This window comes from Nonomuraea candida, from assembly GCF_000725485.1.
Taxonomy (GTDB): Bacteria; Actinomycetota; Actinomycetes; order Streptosporangiales; family Streptosporangiaceae; genus Nonomuraea; species Nonomuraea candida.
The window spans coordinates 89,955-107,855 of the sequence record NZ_JOAG01000024.1; the positions used below are offsets into that span (position 1 = coordinate 89,955).

Annotated in this window: 20 protein-coding genes and 1 pseudogene; 6 read left to right on the top strand and 15 right to left on the bottom strand. The window is 73.5% G+C overall.

What is annotated here, in order from left to right:
- The first annotated feature begins 296 nt into the window (after positions 1–296).
- Together IO39_RS23530 and IO39_RS52875 are read left to right on the top strand one after the other, a co-directional pair.
- Positions 297–1,460: a DUF418 domain-containing protein gene (locus tag IO39_RS23530; protein WP_043627145.1), complete on the top strand. Its 1,164-nt coding sequence runs from the start codon at positions 297–299 to the stop codon at positions 1,458–1,460.
- Positions 1,457–1,690 (top strand): NADPH-dependent FMN reductase, encoded by a 234-nt coding sequence (locus IO39_RS52875; protein WP_281200126.1) that lies wholly within the window; start codon positions 1,457–1,459, stop codon positions 1,688–1,690. The genes IO39_RS23530 and IO39_RS52875 overlap by 4 nt, the downstream gene beginning before the upstream one ends.
- Positions 1,691–1,904: 214 nt before the next feature.
- Here IO39_RS52875 and IO39_RS23535 read toward each other — a convergent pair whose 3' ends face one another.
- The 7 genes from IO39_RS23535 to IO39_RS23565 all read right to left on the bottom strand — a co-directional run bounded on the left by IO39_RS23535 (position 1,905) and on the right by IO39_RS23565 (position 8,432).
- Positions 1,905–3,056, bottom strand: a complete 1,152-nt coding sequence (locus IO39_RS23535) for an alpha/beta hydrolase family protein (RefSeq protein WP_043627148.1) — start codon at positions 3,054–3,056, stop codon at positions 1,905–1,907.
- Between the two features lie 11 nt (positions 3,057–3,067).
- A complete protein-coding gene (locus IO39_RS23540) occupies positions 3,068–4,483 on the bottom strand; it encodes a S41 family peptidase (protein ID WP_043627150.1) in 1,416 nt (471 codons plus the stop codon).
- Positions 4,480–5,535 carry an ABC-2 membrane transporter-related protein gene (locus IO39_RS23545; RefSeq protein WP_043627153.1) on the bottom strand — a complete coding sequence of 352 codons (1,056 nt, stop codon included), beginning with the start codon at positions 5,533–5,535 and terminating at the stop codon, positions 4,480–4,482. Before IO39_RS23545 ends, IO39_RS23540 begins: the two co-directional genes overlap by 4 nt.
- On the bottom strand, positions 5,532–6,422 hold the full coding sequence (locus IO39_RS23550) for an ABC transporter ATP-binding protein (RefSeq protein ID WP_043627154.1): 891 nt from the start codon (positions 6,420–6,422) through the stop codon (positions 5,532–5,534). The genes IO39_RS23545 and IO39_RS23550 overlap by 4 nt, the downstream gene beginning before the upstream one ends.
- Positions 6,419–6,823: a GntR family transcriptional regulator gene (locus IO39_RS23555; protein WP_043627156.1), complete on the bottom strand. Its 405-nt coding sequence runs from the start codon at positions 6,821–6,823 to the stop codon at positions 6,419–6,421. Before IO39_RS23555 ends, IO39_RS23550 begins: the two co-directional genes overlap by 4 nt.
- Before the next feature lie 331 nt (positions 6,824–7,154).
- Positions 7,155–7,814, bottom strand: coding sequence for a TetR/AcrR family transcriptional regulator (locus tag IO39_RS23560; protein WP_084773359.1), 660 nt, complete (start codon positions 7,812–7,814; stop codon positions 7,155–7,157).
- 258 nt (positions 7,815–8,072) lie between these two features.
- Positions 8,073–8,432 (bottom strand): DUF1801 domain-containing protein, encoded by a 360-nt coding sequence (locus IO39_RS23565; protein WP_043627159.1) that lies wholly within the window; start codon positions 8,430–8,432, stop codon positions 8,073–8,075.
- A 177-nt stretch (positions 8,433–8,609) separates the two neighbouring features.
- On the opposite strand from IO39_RS23565, the gene IO39_RS52880 reads away from it, so the two are divergent.
- Positions 8,610–9,098 carry a TetR/AcrR family transcriptional regulator gene (locus IO39_RS52880; RefSeq protein WP_084773361.1) on the top strand — a complete coding sequence of 163 codons (489 nt, stop codon included), beginning with the start codon at positions 8,610–8,612 and terminating at the stop codon, positions 9,096–9,098.
- On the opposite strand, the gene IO39_RS23575 is transcribed toward IO39_RS52880, so the two are convergent.
- From IO39_RS23575 to IO39_RS57950, 6 genes and pseudogenes are all read right to left on the bottom strand, one after another.
- Positions 9,047–9,898, bottom strand: a complete 852-nt coding sequence (locus IO39_RS23575; RefSeq protein ID WP_245642167.1) for an alpha/beta hydrolase — start codon at positions 9,896–9,898, stop codon at positions 9,047–9,049. The two genes, IO39_RS52880 and IO39_RS23575, sit on opposite strands and share 52 nt — an antisense overlap.
- Before the next feature lie 361 nt (positions 9,899–10,259).
- On the bottom strand, positions 10,260–10,661 hold the full coding sequence (locus IO39_RS23580; protein ID WP_043627165.1) for an arsenate reductase ArsC: 402 nt from the start codon (positions 10,659–10,661) through the stop codon (positions 10,260–10,262).
- Positions 10,654–11,760, bottom strand: a complete 1,107-nt coding sequence (gene arsB, locus IO39_RS23585; RefSeq protein ID WP_043627168.1) for an ACR3 family arsenite efflux transporter — start codon at positions 11,758–11,760, stop codon at positions 10,654–10,656. The genes IO39_RS23580 and arsB overlap by 8 nt, the downstream gene beginning before the upstream one ends.
- 16 nt (positions 11,761–11,776) lie before the next feature.
- Entirely contained in the window at positions 11,777–12,118 is a 342-nt protein-coding gene (locus tag IO39_RS23590; RefSeq protein ID WP_043627170.1) for an ArsR/SmtB family transcription factor, read from the bottom strand.
- A 72-nt stretch (positions 12,119–12,190) separates the two neighbouring features.
- Entirely contained in the window at positions 12,191–13,468 is a 1,278-nt protein-coding gene (locus IO39_RS57945) for a WD40 repeat domain-containing protein (RefSeq protein WP_245642169.1), read from the bottom strand.
- Positions 13,469–13,476: 8 nt separating this feature from the next.
- Positions 13,477–14,199, bottom strand: a pseudogene (locus IO39_RS57950) (serine/threonine-protein kinase); the annotation flags it as partial.
- A gap of 144 nt (positions 14,200–14,343) precedes the next feature.
- Here IO39_RS57950 and IO39_RS23605 point away from each other — a divergent pair.
- Entirely contained in the window at positions 14,344–15,159 is an 816-nt protein-coding gene (locus tag IO39_RS23605; protein WP_043627176.1) for an FHA domain-containing protein, read from the top strand.
- 120 nt (positions 15,160–15,279) lie between these two features.
- The gene (locus IO39_RS23610; protein WP_043627177.1) at positions 15,280–15,699 is read left to right on the top strand and encodes a hypothetical protein; all 420 of its coding nucleotides are present in this window, start codon (positions 15,280–15,282) and stop codon (positions 15,697–15,699) included.
- Here the strand turns inward: IO39_RS23610 and IO39_RS23615 are convergent.
- Together IO39_RS23615 and IO39_RS23620 are read right to left on the bottom strand one after the other, a co-directional pair.
- Positions 15,689–16,069 (bottom strand): ArsR/SmtB family transcription factor, encoded by a 381-nt coding sequence (locus IO39_RS23615; protein WP_043627180.1) that lies wholly within the window; start codon positions 16,067–16,069, stop codon positions 15,689–15,691. The two genes, IO39_RS23610 and IO39_RS23615, sit on opposite strands and share 11 nt — an antisense overlap.
- A 62-nt stretch (positions 16,070–16,131) precedes the next feature.
- The gene (locus tag IO39_RS23620) at positions 16,132–17,526 is read right to left on the bottom strand and encodes an FAD-dependent oxidoreductase (protein WP_084773363.1); all 1,395 of its coding nucleotides are present in this window, start codon (positions 17,524–17,526) and stop codon (positions 16,132–16,134) included.
- 161 nt (positions 17,527–17,687) lie between these two features.
- Here IO39_RS23620 and IO39_RS54695 point away from each other — a divergent pair.
- The coding region (locus tag IO39_RS54695) for a hypothetical protein (protein ID WP_211267131.1) at positions 17,688–17,901 on the top strand (214 nt) is incomplete at its 3' end.

Consider the following 17,901-nt stretch of genomic DNA (forward strand, 5'->3'; position numbering starts at 1 on the left):
TGCGTAGTCCTGAGGGGAGGGGGCGTATCCCTCCGGAGAGGGTTCGTAGCCCGGCGCGGGTTCGTGTCCCCGGGGCGCCCCCTGACCCTGGACGCCGCCCCACGGCCCTGGCTGCCGAGGCTGGGGTTGCGGAGGCTGCGGAGGGTATGCCATGCCCCCATTGTGGTGCAGCCCCTGATCTTCTGCCCCATTTACCCCATCAACCGGCACATCGGGCACTCGCCGCTCCTTTGGTCAGCCCGCCGGAGACCAAGGTCTGATGCCCCGCCGGACCCGCCCTCCGTAGCGTCGGCGCCATGACGGAACTCCGCACGTCGCCCGGCACCCGCGTCCACGAGCTGGACGTCGTGCGCGGGTTCGCCCTGGCGGGCATCCTGGCGGCGAACATCGGCTACTTCTCCGACCCCGGCTACGCCACCAACGGCGCCATGCCCATCCCCGACGGGCCGGTCGCCTTCGCGATCACCACGTTCGTGCTGACGAAGTTCTACATCATCTTCTCGTTCCTGTTCGGATACTCCTTCACGTTGCAGATGCGCTCGGCGGAGCGGGCGGGCGCGAGCGTGCGGGCCAGGACGCTGCGCAGGTGCCTGGGGCTGTTCGTGATCGGCGTGGCGCACGGGCTGCTGCTGTGGATCGGCGACATCCTCACCCTGTACGCCGTGCTCGGCCTGATCCTGCTCGCCATGCGCAACATCCGGCCGAAGACCGCCGTCGTCGTGGGCTCGTCCATCGTCGGTGTGATCGCCCTGCTGATGGCGGCGCTGGCGTGGCTGTCCACCCTCGACCCGGCGGCGGGCCGGGCGCCGCGGCCGGACACCGCGGCGGCGGCGCGCACGATGGAGCTGTTCACCGGCACGCCGCTCGACTACCTGACCCTGCAGGCGGAGCTCTATCCGCCTCTCGTGGCGATGGTCTGGGTCTTCCAGGGGCCGATGGCGCTGGCGATGTTCCTGTTCGGGCTGGCGGCCGGCAAGTCCAGGCTGCTGGAGGAGCCCGAGCGGTGGGCGCGGCTGCTGCCCCGGATCCAGTGGGTGGGCTTCGGTCTCGGCCTGCCCGGCGGGGTCCTGCTCGCCGTGACGGCGGGCGTGCCGGGGGCGTGGGAGCTGGTGGGCGCGGCGGTGAGCACGGTCACCTCGGTGCCGCTGGCCGCCGCCTACGTGGTGACCCTGCTGCGGGTGGTGCGGCGCTTCCCCTCGGTCGGGCGCGCGCTGGCCCCGGCCGGGCGGGTGGCGGCCTCCAACTACATCGGGCAGTCGGTGCTGGCCTGCCTGATCTTCACGGGATACGGCCTGGCGCTGGCGGGCGAGCTGCCGCCGATCGCGGTGATGGGCGTGGCGGCCGTGATCTACGCGGTCCTGCTCTGGCTGAGCGCGCGCTGGCTGCGTACGCACCGGTACGGCCCGGTCGAGCACGTCCTGCGCCGCGTCACCAACGGCGCCACCCGCGCCCCGGCCTGAGAGACCTCAAGACCGGCGGACCTGCCACGTCAGGTGGTGCGGCAAACGAGCTGGTCGATCTGATGGATCACGACCTCGCGCGCCTGGACGAGCCGAGCCACCCGGCCACGGGCGACTACCGGCACGAGCACACGAGGCGCTGGTCGGCCACGATCTCGTCCCTGGACGCGTTCGTGTTCGTGACCCCGGAGTACAACAGCTCGTTCCCCGGCGTACGCAACGATTCTTGATTTATAGGTATTTATCCCTGTACGCCGCCTCTCTGGACAAGCACGATCCCCGAGAGGAGGTGCGCCGCGATGCGCTGGGAGACGAAGCCGCAGCCGCGGCCGCATCCCGCCGGAAGGCCCGCGAGCCGGGCCACCCAGTCCCCCGCCGGGCCGAGCGCGGTCGACGCTGCGGGGCGGCGCCCTGCCCGGCGGGTACCTCCCACCGGCGGCGGGCTCAGGAGCAGCGGGGCGGCGAGCAGAACCGCACCTCGGGGTGGCGGGCCGACGGCCGGTCCAGCAGCGGCTGCCGCCGCTGCTTCAGGTGCCGGTCGAGGAAGGCCACCACATACGTACGGGTCAGCTCCGCGCCCCGCGCCGCCGCCAGCACGCCACGGACGGGCTTGATCCCGAGGGCCCCCGCCAGCATCGGGAGGTCGGTGAAGGACTGGTGCTCCGCGCCCGACAGCACCAGCCAGCGCTTCCACCCGGTCAGCAGCCGCCAGTCCCGCTCCCACGCGGCCGCCTCCCCGCCCGGCGTGTGCCGGGCCGAGCCGATGAACATGAACGGCCGCGAGAGCCCGCTCCTGGGAATCCGGGCGTAGGTGGTGCCGTCCAGGTCGATCCCGGCGCGCACGCGGGAGTCCGCCAGCATGGCCGCCACCGCGGCGGCCCCGCCCATCGACTGGCCCACCATCGCGATCCGGGAGCGGTCGATCACCCCCGCGCCGTCCCATGCCTTCGGCAGCCGGTCGAGCACGAACGACACGTCGGCCGCCCGGCCCTGCACCACCCCCGTGCCGAAGCCCGGGTCGGTGTCGCCGTCGCAGGCGAGACATCCGGCCACCCGCCCGTCGGCCAGCGTCGTGGCGTAGCTCTCGTGGGTGTGGTCGATGCCGGCCACGACGTACCCCCGGCTGGCCAGCTCCTCCGCCAGGGAGGTGAGCGAGCTGACCGGCTTGGTGAAGCCGGGGGACAACACCACCAGCGGCAGCCTCCCGCCCGCGGGCCGGGCGTCCGTGACGGAGTTCGTGCGCGTCCTGCTCAGCGTGTCGGGCGGCACGCCCGCGATCGCCGAGCCCTTCAGGAAGAGCTCCGACTCCTTGGCCGTCATGTACGCCGCCCGCCGCCCGTCCCGCCGTTGCGCCGGATACCACAGCGTGACCTTGAGCTCCCTGGCGCCGGCGTCGGGGTCCCAGGGGTCGGGGCGCGAGGTGTCGGTCAGGTGCAGGACGGTCGTGCCGGCCGGATGCGCGCCGGTGGGCGCGGGCAGCACGGCCGGTCCGGCGGGGGCGGCCGGCGGGACGGCGGCGCGCGGCGGCGGGGGCGCCGCGCAGGCGGACGCCGCCAGCACGGCCAGCCCCGCGGCGGCGGCCAGGATCTGTCTCATGAGTGCTCCCTTCACGTGCGCAGCAGGGTCAGCGCCTTGGCCAGCGCGGCGTCGTGCCCGGCGGCCGCATCGCGCGGGGTCGGGGGCACGTGGTGGTCGGGCGGCACGCCGATCCGGTCGATCACCTCCCGGTTCGGCCCCCGGTGATGCCTGACGGGGAAGTTCAGCAGGGTGTTGTCACTCAGCAGGTACGCCTGCGCGGACCCGGAGACGACGCCCGCGGTCCTGGTGCCGACCAGCGTCCCGGCCCGCCAGTCCTTGATCGCCGAGCTGAACTGCTCGCAGACCGAGGCGCAGCCCCGGTCTGCGAGCACCGCCAGGGGCAGGCCGACCAGCTCGACGGTGTCGTCGGTCCGCGAGGCCGCGCACGCGCCGTCCACCGTGCACTGGTAGGCGGTGACCTTGCCGTGCGCGAACGCGCTCAGCAGCCGGGTCGACTCCACCGGGCTGCCGCCGCCGTTGCCGCGCAGGTCCAGCACGACGCCGGCCAAGGTGCGGCCCTGGCGCAGCCGGGCGATGGCCCTGAGCACGCGGTTCGCCGAGTCGGGCGCGAACCCGGTCATCCGTACGTAGGCGACGTCGTCCAGCAGCTCCGACCGCACCACCCGCAGCGTGGCCGGATCGCGCGGGTAGAGGCCGGGCCGGAGCGCGACGGTCCAGCGGCGGCCGGTGCTCTGCCGCAGCAGCCGCAGCTCGACCGGGCGCGCCTCGGGATGGCGCGGATACAGGGCGGCGATCGCCGGCGTGGCCCGCCCGTCGATGAAGGGCGCCGACCCGTTGACCGACTCGATGAGGTCACCGGGGCGCAGCCCGGCCTTCCGCGCCGCGCCGCCCGGCACCTCGGTGACGAACAGCGGGGGGAGCGCGGCGCCGGGGTCACCGTCCACCTGCGGCCCGTAGGCGCTGGCCACGAGGCCCAGGCCGTAGCCGTCGCCGTCGTAGGAGTCCGGCGGCTGCTTCGCGGCGCGGACCCAGCGGACGTGGTCGTCGCCGAGCGCCGCCACGATCGCCTCCAGGGTGGCGACGGCCAGCCGGTCGCGCAGGCCGGGCGCCCGGTCGGTGATCCGCCGGTAGGCGGCCTCGAAGGCGGCCCAGTCCGCCGCGCGGTCGCCGGTCAGCGCCGGCGCGACGGCTTCGGGCAGGTCGCGCCCGGCGCGGTTGAGCTCCTGGGTCAGGGCGGCGAAACCGCTGGTCAGCAGCGCGCGAGCGTCCAGGGCGGGACCGCCGTGGTAGTTGCCGAGGATGCAGAAGTACGCCTGCTCGATGACGTCGACCGTGGTGGCCGTCTCCGCGGCCGGCGGGCCCTGGGGCGGCGCGCAGACCGTGCGATCCTGCGCCCGCGCCTGGCTCCTGGGCGGCGCCGGCGCGGTGCAGGCCGCCGCCAGCAGCAGGGCCAGCCCGGCGGCCACGACCCTGGCGGCGGTCATGACACGCGTCTCCTGAGCCACCAGAAGGACAGGACGGTCAGCCCCAGGGTGAGCAGGGCGTAGAGCCCGGTCTCGATCCACTGGAAGGGCCAGAAGCGGGCGAGCGGCTGGTAGGTGGCGAGCTGCCGGTAGCCGAGCCGGTTGATCTCCGCCATGCACGCGGCCATGCCCTGCGGTCCCACCTGCTGCGGCGAGCAGGGCCCGGACGTGGTGGAGACCGCGATCGTGGCCGACTCTCCGGCGCCGGCGATCACGCGTCCCGACGGGTCGAGCAGGTGACTGGACAGCACCCAGGAGCCCATGTGGCCGGGGACCGCCGAGTCCAGGAGGACCTGCGGCCGCTCGCCTCCGTCGCGCTGCACGCCGAAGCTCTGCACGTTCGCGTCGCCGAGCTCGAAGGTCGCGGTGACCGGGGGCATCAGGTGCGGGCGGACCAGCAGCGGCATGGCGAGCTGGACCGCGGCGAAGACGGCCAGCGTGAGGGCCATCGCGGGCAGGGTGCGGCGCACCAGCATGCCCACGGTCACGCCCAGGACGAAGGCGAAGGCCGCGTACCCCAGAGGGGCGACGCCCCGCGCGCCGAACACCAGCGGGTCCATCAGGGCGTAACCGGCGGGGGCCGACTTGTCCAGCGGGTCGGACCACCAGGTCACCACGAGCGCGCACAGCCCGGTGGCGGTGGTGGCGGCCGCGCCGGTGAGCGCGAGCTTGGTCGCCAGCCAGCGGCGGCGGGTGACGGTCTGGCTCCACACCAGCAGGTGCGTGCCCGCCTCCAGCTCGCGGGTGATCAGCGGGGCTCCCCAGAACAGGCCGATGAGAGCGGGCAGCACCAGCACGACGAGGCCGACGGCCATGAACGGGGTGTGGTAGGCGTCGAAGAACCGGTCGAAGAAGCGCGCGCAGGTGTCGTCGGGGGTGCACTCGGCCAGCCCGCCGGCGTAGCCGGAGGCGAGGCCGGGGCCGGTCACGGCCAGCACGGCGGCCAGCGCGGCGAGGGCGGCGGCGACCATCGCGGCCGAGCCGCGGAACTGCCGCCAGGTCAGCCAGATCATCGCCGCACCTCCAGGGCCACCCGCGGGCCCTGCGCGGGGCGCTCGTCCATGTACGCCAGGACGAGGTCCTCCATGCCGAGCCGGGACACCATCCAGGCCGGATCGTGGATCGGCCCCTCGGTGCGCACCACGAACGTGCTCTGCCGGTCCGTGTGCCGCGCGGAGACCACGTGCTGGCCGGCGGGTAACCGGCCGGGGTCGCGGCGCGGGCCGGTGAGCCGGTGGTGGGTGGCCAGCAGCCGGTCGACCTCCCCGGCCACCCGCACGCGCGAGCCGGCGAGCACGATCAGGAAGTCGCAGATCCGCTCCAGGTCGCTGACCAGATGCGAGGAGAGCACGACGCTGAGCCCGTGCTCGACCGTGGCCTCCATCAGCCCTTGCAGGAACTCCCTGCGCGCCAGCGGGTCGAGCGAGGCGACCGGCTCGTCGAGGACCAGCAGCTCGGGCCGCTTGGCCAGGCCCAGGGTGAGGGCGAGCTGGGCGCGCTGGCCGCCGGAGAGCCTGCTCCCTCGCTGGGCGGGGTCGAGGCCCAGCCGCTCGATGCGCTCGCGGGCCATCGCGGCGTCCCAGCCGGGGTTGAGCCGCGCCCCCAGCCGCAGGTGCTCGGCGATGCTCAGCCCGGCGTAGACGGGGGTGTCCTGGGCGACGAAGCCGACCTTGGCGAGCTGCCCGCGACCGCCGGCCGGGCGCCCGCCCAGCACGGTGATGCCGCCGGTCGTCGGCGCTACCTGGCCGCAGGCGAGTTTCAGCAGCGTGGTCTTGCCGGCTCCGTTGGGCCCGACGAGCCCGACGACGTGACCCGCCGGGATGTCGATGGTGCATTCGCGCAGCGCCCAGCGCTTGCCGTACCTCTTGCCCAGTCCCTGGGCCTCCAGGACGGAAGTCACGCTATGTCCTCCTCGGCGGCGTTCCGGAATGTGGTGAGGAACAGGGCCTCGATGCTCTCGTCGTCGAGACCGGCCCGGCGGGCCTTGGCCAGCCAGCGCCGCAGCTCCAGCCGGAGCGGGCCGTGCGCGGCCAGCGAGGCGCCGGTGAGCCGGGCCGTCACGAACGTCCCGACCCCCGGCCTGGCGGCCACCAGGCCCTCGTGCTCCAGCTCCCGATAGGCCTTGAGCACGGTGTTGGCGTTGATCGCCAGCTGCGCGACGACCTCCTTCACGGTGGGCAGCTGGTCGCCCTCGCGCAGGACGCCGAGCCGCAGCGCGTGGCGTACCTGCTGGACCAGTTGCTGGTACGGCGAGAGACCCGACCTGCTGTCCAGATGGAACTCGATCAACGGTTCCTCCATTTATCTAGTCTCCTAGCACTTTAGGAGCGTCACTATACGACGCGGATAAAGGAGGACCGCCGGGGCCGGATCTGCCGCCGCCCCCGGAAGGGATCGGGAGGGGCAGTCCGGAGTTCGACCTGTCGGCCGCCAAGGACGACTGACCACCGGGGCCGTGCTCCGTGGCGGAGGCGCGCCACCGGCCACCGGCGCCGTGCTCCCCGGCGGCCGGGTCACAGCGGGGTGGAGCAGGTCGAGCGGGGCACGAAGGCCGGCCCGCCGTACTGCTCGGCGAGCACCGTGGGCGTGAAGGAGAACGGGGCGGTGAACCGCCCGGCCGTAAGGGCGGGGCTCAGTCCGTGGTGGCTCGGTCTGTGGTGGCTCGGTCCGTGGTGGCTCGGTCTGCGGTGGCTCGGTCCGTGGTGGTCAGGGCGGTGGCGAACACCGAGGAGACCACCTCGCGGATGTCGTCCGCCCCGGGAGGCGGGCCGTCCGCGCCGGCGAAGCGCAGGTGCAACGCACCGAGCAGGGTGGGGACGAGCATGCCGAGGTCGGCGCCGGCCGCGAGCCGGCCCAGCTTCTGCTCGTCGGCGAGATAGTCGGACAGGATGACCGCGAGCTCTCCCAGCACCGGGAGGCCGCCGGCCGGGCGCGCGGCGCGCAGCCGCACGCGCACCTGGTCGTGGAAGACGACGAGCGTGACGATGGACACGGCGAGCGGGCCGAACAGGCGGGTCAGCGCGTCGGTGAGGTTGCCGACGACGGTGCCGGTCCCCGCGGTCCCGCGCAGCGCGGCGCCCTGGGCCCGCATCCGGTCGATGCGGTCGAGCACGAACTCCGCGACGAAGGCGTCGAAGGACTCGAAGTGCCGGTGCAGGACGCCCTTGGCGCAGCCGGCCCGGGCGGTCACCGCGCGGCTGGTGAGCGCGTTCGGGCCCTCCTGGAGGAGGATCTGCTCGGCGGCGCCGAACAACTGCTCGCGCGGATCCTGAAGGTGTATTCCTGTCGGCATCGTGTGTCCTCTTGGCCTCTCACCCTCACCCGGTCGCCGATGGTGGGCACACGCCCACAAAGGCGACCTCGCGCCACTATACGCCAGGAGGAGGGTGCTCAAGCGGACCGGGAAAGGCTGCACATCCGGTCGAGAGGACGTACACACTCGCCGGGGCCGCGGCGGCGCACGTCGACAGTCAGGCCGGTCGCACGCGCGGCGCCGGATCATGGTCGTCTGAGCCGTTTCCGCGCGCTCACGCGGCCCGGCGAGCGGAGGTCACTTCTTGTCCATCAACTCGATCCACTCGTTGACGAGCTGCTCGAGCGCCTCTTTGTTGGCGTTGACCTCGCCCATGCTGCGGATCTTGGCGTAGGCCTTGCCCTTCGGGCCGGGCTCCAGCAGGCCCGACTCGTCCTTCAGCAGGGAACCCTGGTGGAAGACCAGCGCGGCGGCGTCCTTGACCCGAGGGCTGAAGGTGGCCAGCTCCTCCTTGTAGGCGAAACTGGGGCCGCCCCATTTGACGTCTTCTTCGATTTTCGGATTGGCGGTGATGATGGCCCTGATGGCCTTCATCTCCTCCTTCAGCGGGTGGTCCAGCTTGGCGAGGAAATCGTCGACCTTTTTCGAGTTAGACATTTTCCCAAGCTAGCAGCGGCCCCGGAAGGGCCGCATCTTCCAGAATGCGCACCCCGCGCCGAGGCGTGGGGCCGCCCCTTGAGGGAGGGTCACCGGGCCGGCCGTCCTCGGGAGCCGAGGCATCACCTGCTCCTGTTCTCTATAGTCGAACGACTCTAGGAAAAGGCTGGTGCGTACATGGCGAGGGCCGGGCTGACGGCGGATCGGGTGACGCTCGCGGGCGCCGACCTGGCGGACGAGGTGGGGCTCGACCGCGTGACCATGTCGGCGGTGGCGCGGCGGCTCGGGGTGAAGGACGCCAGCCTGTACGTGCACGTACGCAACCTGGAGGACCTGCGCGGGCGGATCGCGCTGCTGGCGGCCGACGAGAAGAGCATCCGCATCGCCGAGGCCACCGCCGGGCGGGCCGGCAAGGACGCCCTGGTGGCGTACGCGAACGCCTACCGCGACTACGCCCGCGAGCATCCGGGCCGCTACACGGCGACGCAAAGCAGGGCCCGTCTGAGGCAGGGCTTGTTTGAAGCAGGGCCCGTCTCGGGCAGGGCCCCTCTCAGGCAGGAAGGCGCCGGGGCGCCCCCGGGCGCCGAGGTCGGCGGCCGGGGGCGCGGGGCGGGTCAGGCGAGGCCGGCCAGCAGCTCCGCGAAGACCTGCGGCCGGCTGAAGTAGCCGACGTGCGAGGCCGCCAGGGTGTGCACCTCGAACCGGTTGTGCGGGGTCAGCTCGTCCGCCCGGCGGATCATGTAGTCCTGCATGGCCGGGGTGATGCTGCGGTCCTCGGACAGCCGCACGTAGGTGTGCGGCACCCGGCCCCAGGCGTCGGCCCGGACCAGCGCCTCGGGCGTCAGCACCGCGTGGTTCTCGTCCGGGTCCATCGAGTCGAGCAGCACCCGGAACTGGTGGTCGGTGGCGTCCGCCATGATGGCGGCCTTCAGCTCGGCGAACAGCTCCGGGTCCGCGTGGGCGGCGCGCCAGTTGAGCCGGGCCACGCCGGGGTCGGGCACGCCCGGCACGGCGATCCGGGCCGACGCGGCGTCGAGCAGGTTGTCGTCGGCCACCTCCCACGCCTCGGTGAGCATGGCCGGGTCGCTCAGGCACAGCGCGGAGAGGTAGACCACGCGGTCGAGCAGCTCGGGCACCGCGTTGGCGACGGCGCTGATGGTCAGGCCGCCGAGGCTGTTGCCGGCCAGGACGACCGGGCCGTGCCCGGCGAGCCGGCGCACGATGCCGGCCACGTGCCGTACGTTGTCGCGCAACGTGACGGCGCGCGCCGGGGAGGGCGCTGCGGCCAGTGCCGCGAGGTCCTGCGGCATCCGGTAGTAGGCGGCCGGGGCCTCGGCGAGGTCACCGTGGCCGGGCAGGCTGACGGCGTACGAACGGAGGCCGAGCAGGGCCAGCTCGTTCTGCAGGGGCCCCCAGGCCCGGGCGTTGCTGGAACCGCCGTGAACGAACACGAAAGTGGGGCGCATGGTGGCGCACATGAAAGAGAATCCTCGTCATCCGGAGGCGAACAGGGGACGCGTGACCCCGGTGGCGACGACGAGCCGCACCTCAGGGGTCAGAACGCCGACCGGGTGCGGATGGCCTGCCAGTTGTGGATGACGGAACTCATGATCCGTAAGTGTAGCGAACGCTCCCCGGCACCTGACCCGGGGGCCCCGGCGGTGACGGTGGCGGGACGATTACCTGGGGCTCCATCAGGTGCTTCCGTCCTGCGGGAGCGCGGAGTTGGTGCAGGCTCTGGTCCGTGTGGATGGACGGCAGGTCGCGGGGGCAACGCACGGACCCCGCCGGTTCGCCGATGAGCTGATGAGCCGGCGGGTCAGCGGGTCAGCGGGTCAGGTCGTCGATGAGCGCGGCGACGCGGGCGCGGATCTGGTCGCGGATGCTGCGGACGGCCTCGATGCCCTGGCCGGCCGGGTCGTCGAGCTGCCAGTCCTCGTAGCGCTTGCCCGGGAAGACCGGGCAGGCGTCGCCGCAGCCCATCGTGATGACGACGTCGGAGGACTCGACGGCGTCGGTGGTCAGGACCTTGGGACGTTCGGCGGCGATGTCCACGCCCACCTCCCGCATCGCCTCGACCGCGACCGGGTTCACCCGGCCGGCGGGGGCGGAGCCGGCCGAGCGGACCTCGACACGGTCGCCGGCCAGGTGGGACAGCCACCCCGCGGCCATCTGGGAACGCCCGGCGTTGTGCACGCACACGAACAGCACGCTCGGCCTGTCAGTCACGGACGGGCTCCTTCACGGGGAACAGGCGGCGGCCGGCCAGGCTGACGTAGACCAGGGCGACCAGGACGGGGACCTCGATGAGCGGGCCGACCACCCCGGCCAGCGCCTGGCCCGAGGTGACGCCGAAGACGCCGACCGCCACGGCGATGGCCAGCTCGAAGTTGTTGCCGGCGGCGGTGAAGGCCAGCGTGGTGGCGCGCTCGTACGGCAGGCCGACGGCCCGGCCGAGCAGGAACGCGCCGCCCCACATGACGGCGAAGTAGGCCAGCAGCGGGATCGCGATGCGCGCGACGTCGAGGGGGCGCTCGCTGATCGTGTGGCCCTGGAGCGCGAAGAGGACGACGATGGTGAACAGCAGCCCGTACAGGGCCAGGGGGCCGACCTTCGGCAGGAAGCGCTCTTCGTACCAGGCCCGGCCCCTGGCGCGCTCGCCCCAGGCGCGGGAGAGGTAGCCGGCCAGCAGCGGGATGCCGAGGAAGATGAGGACGTACTGGGCGATGTCCCACATCGAGACGTCGAGGGCGGCCTCCGCCAGGCCGAGCCAGCCGGGCAGCACCTGGAGGTAGAACCAGCCGAGCGCGCCGAACGCGACCACCTGGAAGATCGAGTTGATCGCGACCAGCACGGCCGCGGACTCGCGGTCGCCGCAGGCCAGGTCGTTCCAGATGAGCACCATGGCGATGCACCGCGCCAGCCCGACGATGATCAGGCCGGTGCGGTATTCGGGCAGGTCCGGCAGGAAGGTCCAGGCCAGCGCGAACATCAGCGCGGGGCCGGCGATCCAGTTCAGCAGCAGCGAGGAGACCAGCATCCGGCGGTCGCCGGTGACGCCCCCGAGCCGGTCGTAGCGGACCTTGGCCAGCACCGGGTACATCATCAGCAGCAGCCCGAGCGCGATCGGCAGCGAGATCTCGCCGATCTTCACCGCCTCCAGCGCCGTGTCCAGGCCCGGTACGAAGCGGCCGAGCAGCAGCCCGGCGGCCATCGCCGCGCCGATCCACACCGGCAGGAAGCGGTCGAGAACCGACAATCGGCCGACGACGGCCGTGGTGACCCCCTGCACGGGCGTGCGCGGGGCGCGGGCGGCGTTCGTTGACATGGCGTGCCTCTCCGGCTCAGACCGTGGCCGGGATGTCCAGCAGCGCCGAGAGCCGGCTCAGGCTCTCGGGGACGAGCCGGTAGTAGACCCAGGAGCCGCGCCGTTCGTGGGTGAGCAGGCCGACGTCGCGCAGTACCTTCAGATGGTGGCTGATCGTGGGCTGGGTCAGGTCGAAGGCGCCGGTGATGTCGCAGACGCACACCTCGCCGCCCGCGTGACCGGCCACGATCGACAGGATGCGCAGCCGCACCGGATCGCCCAGGGCCTTGAAGACGCGGGCGAGCTCGGCGGCCCTGCCGGGGTCGAGCTGCTCGCGCACCAGCGGCGGGCTGCAGTCCAGAATCCGCAGTGGCTCCACATGACCTCCTGATATCGACGGCTGTCGAAGTCGTTCCCGGTCATATTGACACACATCTATGAGCGGGGGAACTCACGAGCCGGAGGGGGTGACCGTGAAGTACGGGGAGACCTCCATGCCGTCGCCGGACTCCAGCAGCAGGTGGGTCAGCCTGCCGTCGAACGCCACGACCCGGATCTCGTGGCCGGGCCCGTTGTCGTACTCCCAGCAGTACAGGTGCGACTCGTCGTACCAGCCGAGGACCTTGTCGCAGTCGGAGGAGAACCGGTGCGCCCGCTTGCCGGTGGCGGTGTCCCAGAGGCAGTGGTCCCCCTCGTCGTCGCCGGGACAGTCGGTGACGAACCGCCCGCCCGAGGGCGAGAAGAGGTCGACGGTGCCGGACGCCGGCGGGCCCACCTTCGGCACGTCGCGCACGCGCCTGCCGGCGGCGTCGAAGAAGCGCAGCCCCTCGTTGTCGCCGTAGAAGGCGACCACGCCCTCCTCGGCGCCGTCCCAGCCGAAGTTGCCGCTCCGGATCGTGTCGTCGGCCACCTCGACCACCCGCACCGTGGCCCGGGCCACGTCGAGGACGGCGAAGCCCAGGGTGGTCCAGACGTCCTCGCCCTGCTTGTTCTCCGTCTTCTTGTCGAGGTTGAGCAGCAGCTTCGAGCCGTCCTTCGACCAGGCGCGGATGCTGGTGTCGAGCGGCTTGCGCACGGTCTTGACCCGGAAGCTCGACCCCGCCTGCCGGTCGGTCACGAGGATCGAGTCGTAGCCGTCGGAGGTGTAGTCGTCGGGCCGGCCGGCGAGATAGCGGCCGTCGGGGGAGACCAGGGAGTCCACGTTGCCGGGATAGCGGTCGAACGTGCCCCGCAACGACCGCCGGGCATAGTCGACGTCCTCGTCCAGCTTCTCGTCGTAGACCTCGTAGGCCGTCAGCGTGATCGGGGCGGACGGGCGCTCGTACAGGGTGATCGCGCCGCCGGGCAGTCTGGTCTTGACGGGGGCGGCCGGTGAGCCCGGGGACGCCTCCCGCGACGCCCCGCCCGCGGCCGGCTCCCGTGACGCCCCGCCCGCGGCCGTCTTCTGCCCCGGCGGCGCGTCCACCGCCGGGGGCGTGGGCGCGCGCAGCCAGCCGGGCACGACCGTCGCGGTGACCACGGCGGCCGCGGCGACCAGGGCTCCGGCGGCGGCGAGGACCGGCTTGCGCGAGCGGCGAGTGCGGCCCCCGGGCGGGCCGTCGGGCCGGCCGGCGGGCGGTCCGACGGGATGGCGGGTGGGCGCGGCGGGTGGAGAGGCGGGCGCGGCGGCGGGCGGGACGTGATCACCTCCATGGCGCTGGGCCGGAGCTCCGGCTCCCCGGCCAGGCACCGCGCCACCAGCTCGCCCAGCCGCCCGTCGAGCAGGCCCAGGTCGGGCCGCTCGTGGAGCACCCGGTGCAGGACGGCGGGCGTCGCGTCGTTGCCGAACGGCGGCCGCCCGCAGGAGGCGAAGACCATGGTCCCGGCCCAGGAGAACAGGTCGGCCGCCGGGCCCACGCCGCGCCCCATGACCTGCTCGGGAGACATGTACGCGGGCGTGCCGATCTGCGTGCTGCTGGTCATGGTGGCAGGCCCGAGCGTGCGCGCGATGCCGAAGTCGATCACGCGCGGCCCGCCCGCGCCCATGATGACGTTGCCGGGCTTGAAGTCCCGGTGCACCACGCCGGCCTCGTGGATCGCGGCGAGCGCGGTGGCGGTGCCGATGGCCAGCCGCTCCAGCTCGCCGCCCTGGAGCGGGCCGTCCTCCCTGACGACCCGCTCCAGCGAGCGGCCCGCGACGTATTCGCTGACGATGTACGGCCGGCCCTGCTCGACCCCGGTGCTGAGCACGGCCGCGGTGCAGAACGCGGCCACCCGCCGGGCGACCTCCGCCTCCCGCAGGAACCGCTCGACGCTCTCACCGTCGCCGGACGGGGTCAGCCACTTGACCGCCACGCGCTCGTCCATGGGGGTCCTGGCCAGGTAGACCACGCCCTGACCTCCCTGGCCCAGCCGGCCGAGGAGCTCCAGGCCGGCCAGTCGCTCAGGGTCACCGGGCATCAGCGGCATGAAGTCGGTCATGCGCCATTGTGATCCCGGACGGGGTGCCCGCGACAAGCTCGCGGCCGGAAACTCTCGCGGAACGGCCCGCGCGGCGCGACGCCCGGTCCCGATCCGGGGCCGGGTCGTTGACCGTGCCAGGGGCGGGTGGGGAGGATCGGAGGCATGGCGTGGACGGTACGCAGGCCCGCGAGCAAGGTCGATCTCCTGCCGGCCGGTGGCGGCTCCGACGGGCTTCCCCCGGCCGTGCCCGGCACCGTCTACGTCAGGGGAGCCGGGGGCGGGATCCGCGTCGCGCCCGACGCCGGGTTCGAGGTGGTGTTCGGGCGGTGCGAGCCCGACGTCCACGTCTGCGTCGGCCCGGACGACCCGTACGTGAGCCGGCGGCACGGTGTGATCCGCCACGAGGGCGGGCGGTGGGTGCTGCGCAACCTGGGCGCCCTGCCCATCCGCCTGCCGGACGGGCGGATGGTGCTCACCGGGCACGAGGTGGCGTTGCCGGTGGCGTACACACCGCTGTTCATCGTCGGGCCCGAGCACGAGCACCTGCTCGAAGTGCGGATCGTGACGGGGCCGCCGGCCCCGGGCGCGCCGGCCCGCCAGGAGGCCGACACCCGCGAACCGGCCGGACACCCCCTGAGCGCCCTCGAACGCCTGGTCCTGGTCTGCCTGGGCCGGCGCTACCTGCGGCCCGAGCCGTGGCCGCAGCCGCTGACCTGGGCCCAGGTCGCCGACGAGCTCGGCCGCCTCCGCCCGGGGGAGCAGTGGACCGCCAAACGGGCGGCCCACATCGTCACCCAGACGCGCAAGCGGCTCAGCGCCCGCGTGCCCGGGCTGCTGGAGGAGGAGATCCCGCCGCCGCTGGGGAACACGCTCAACCACAACCTGATCACCGCGCTGCTGGCCACCGCCACCATCGGCCCGTCCGACCTCCGGCTCCTCGACGAGCCGGACCCGCGACCCGAGGGCTGCGCGGGCTGAGCCGGCCGCCCCGGTCTCGGGACCCCTCCCGGAGCGCGGGCGGTAGAAAGACCTCATCCCGCGGGCTGATCCACGCCTCGTACGGCGCGACGGCTCCACGCATCCGAAAAAGGGGAGACCATGTACCGGCTTTCCGTCACCGCCCTCGCCCTCGCCTGCGCACTGGCCGCCACCCCCGCCGCCGCCCACGCCGCCACTCAGGCCACCACTCACGCCACCACTCACGCCGCCACCCGGGCTGCCACTGCCGCGAAGCCCAGCCTGCGCGGCTGCTACGACGGGAAGTGCACGTTCACCTTCACCAGGCCGGTGAGCTTCCGCGTATCCAGCAAGTACGGCTTCCCCCGGGTCCGCGTCTCCAAGGTGGACGCCGACACGGTCGCCGTGCGGACGGCGTCCGTACGCCGCATCCGCGGTCAGCTCCACATGACCGGCGGCAACGTCTTCCTGGGGGAGGGCGGCTGGGGGAGCAGCGGCAGCCTGTCGTTCCGGGTGCTCTCGGTCACCGAGCGCGGCGCGACGATCCGCTTCACCGGGTGACGGCCAGGCTCGCCGGCACGGGCCCCGCCGGCGCCGGCTCGGTCAGGGGCGTGAAGAGGGCGCCCAGCCTGTTCACCGCCTCCGGGACGATCCGGTAGTAGACCCAGGTGCCGCGCCGCTCGCCGTCGATCAGGCCGGCGGTGCGCAGCACCTTGAGGTGGTGGGAGATGGTCGGAGCGGTCAGATCGAAGGCGTCGGTGAGGTCGCACACGCACGCCTCGCCGCCGGCGTGGGAGCCGATCATCGACAGCAGGCGCAGCCGGACCGGGTCGGCGACCGCCTTGAGCATGACCGCGAGGTCGGCCGCGTCGGGCTCCGAGAGCGGCTCACGGGCGATCGGCGCACAGCACGGGGTCGTGGTCGCGGCCATCCGGCTCCCCTTCCTGATTCGATACCTGTCGAAATTATAGGGGACGCGCCGATCGCCGGGGGTCAGCCGCAGCAGCCGCCGCCGGACGACGCGACGGTGACGAGCGGCAGCGGGCCGGCCAGCAGGCCGCCCGCGACGCCGGTGGCCAGGCCGACGCGCCGCTCCTGGGCCTCGGCCAGGCTCGACGAGCAGACACCGGTCTCGGGCAGGTCGAGCCGCACGTCGCGGGCGGCCTCCCAGTCGCCGGCGAGGGCCGCCACGACCGAGCGGGCCTGCTCGTAGCCGGTGGCCATGAGGAAGGTCGGGGCGCGGCCGTAGCTCTTGACGCCGACGGCGTAGTAGCCGGGCTCGGGGTGGGCCAGCTCGTCCACGCCGTGCGGCGGCACGGTGCCGCAGGAGTGGCGGTTCGGGTCGATCAGCGGGGCCAGCGCGCGGGTCGCGCCGAGGACCGGGTCGAGGTCGAGGCGGAGCTCGGCGGCGATCGAGTGGTCCGGCCGGTAGCCGGTGGCCGACACGACGCGGTCCACGGTGATCGCCCGCTCCGCGCCGGACGAGGTGCGGCTGGTCACCTCGACGCCCTCGGCCGTCCTGCGCACCCGGTGGGTGTGGAAGCCGGTCAGCAGGGTGATCCGGCCGGACTCCACGAGCGCGTGCAGGCGGGTGCCGAGCGCGCCGCGGGCGGGCAGCGCGTCGGCGTCGCCCCCGCCGTACGCGCGGGTGGCCTCGCCCGCCCGGATCGCCCACGTGATCGGCGTGTCCGGCAGCTCGGCCAGGGCCAGCAGCGTGGTCGCGGCCGAGTGGCCCGCGCCGACGACCAGGGTGCGCCGGCCCTCGTAGGCGGCCCGGTCGGCGCCGAGCACGTCGGGCAGCGCGTGGTCGATGAACGCCGCCGCCTCCGCCTCGCCGTGCGCCGGCAGGCCGCTCGCGCCCAGCACGTTGGGGCTGGCGTAGGTGCCGGAGGCGTCGATGACCGCGCGGGCGTGCAGCTCCTCGCCGCCGGCCAGGCGGATCAGGAACGGCACGCTCTCCCGGCCGTCGGTCCTGACCCGGTCGAAGCCGGCCCGGGTGATCCCGGCGACCCTGGCGTTCGGGCGCACCCGGTCGCCCAGCGCCTTGGCCAGCGGGGCGAGGTAGTGCTCGACCAGCTCCGCGCCGGTCGGCAGCCACTCGTCGTCGGGGGCCTGCCAGCCCGCGGCGTCCAGCAGGCGGCGGGCGGCGGCGTCGATGTTGTAGCGCCAGGGACTGAACACGCGCACGTGCCCCCACCGGGCGATGGACGCGCCCGCCTGCCCGCCCGCCTCCAGGACGAGGAAGTCGAGGCCGCGTTCGGCCAGGTGGGCGGCGGCGGCCAGGCCGACCGGGCCCGCGCCGATCACCACCACGGGCAGCCCGTCGCTCTTCAGGGTGGGCCGCTCGGCCTCCAGCGGCGTGGTGGCGCCGCAACATCCGTCACTCATGGTCGCCTCTCAGAATCGTCGTCTACCGCTCGGCGGAGCACGCCGGGACGATGAGATCCGGCTGCTTAGATATCCGTCGAATTAGTCGGTAGCATGCCCCACTGATTAGAGACATGTCAAATTAGATGTACGCCTAATCAACGGCCTGCCAGACTTGACCCATGCCTTCCCGTGAACCGGCGGGCGGCCGGCGTTCCCGCCCCTGCCACGCCAGGTCGCCGGAGCCGGAGCCGGAGTGGCGCGGCCTCCGGCAGGCCGGCGCCGGTGGGGGACACCCCGCGATGGCGATCCACTCGCTGCCCGCCCACTCGCTGCCCGCCCACTCGCTGCCCGCCCACTCGCTGCCCGCCCACTCGCTGCCCGCCCACCCGCCGC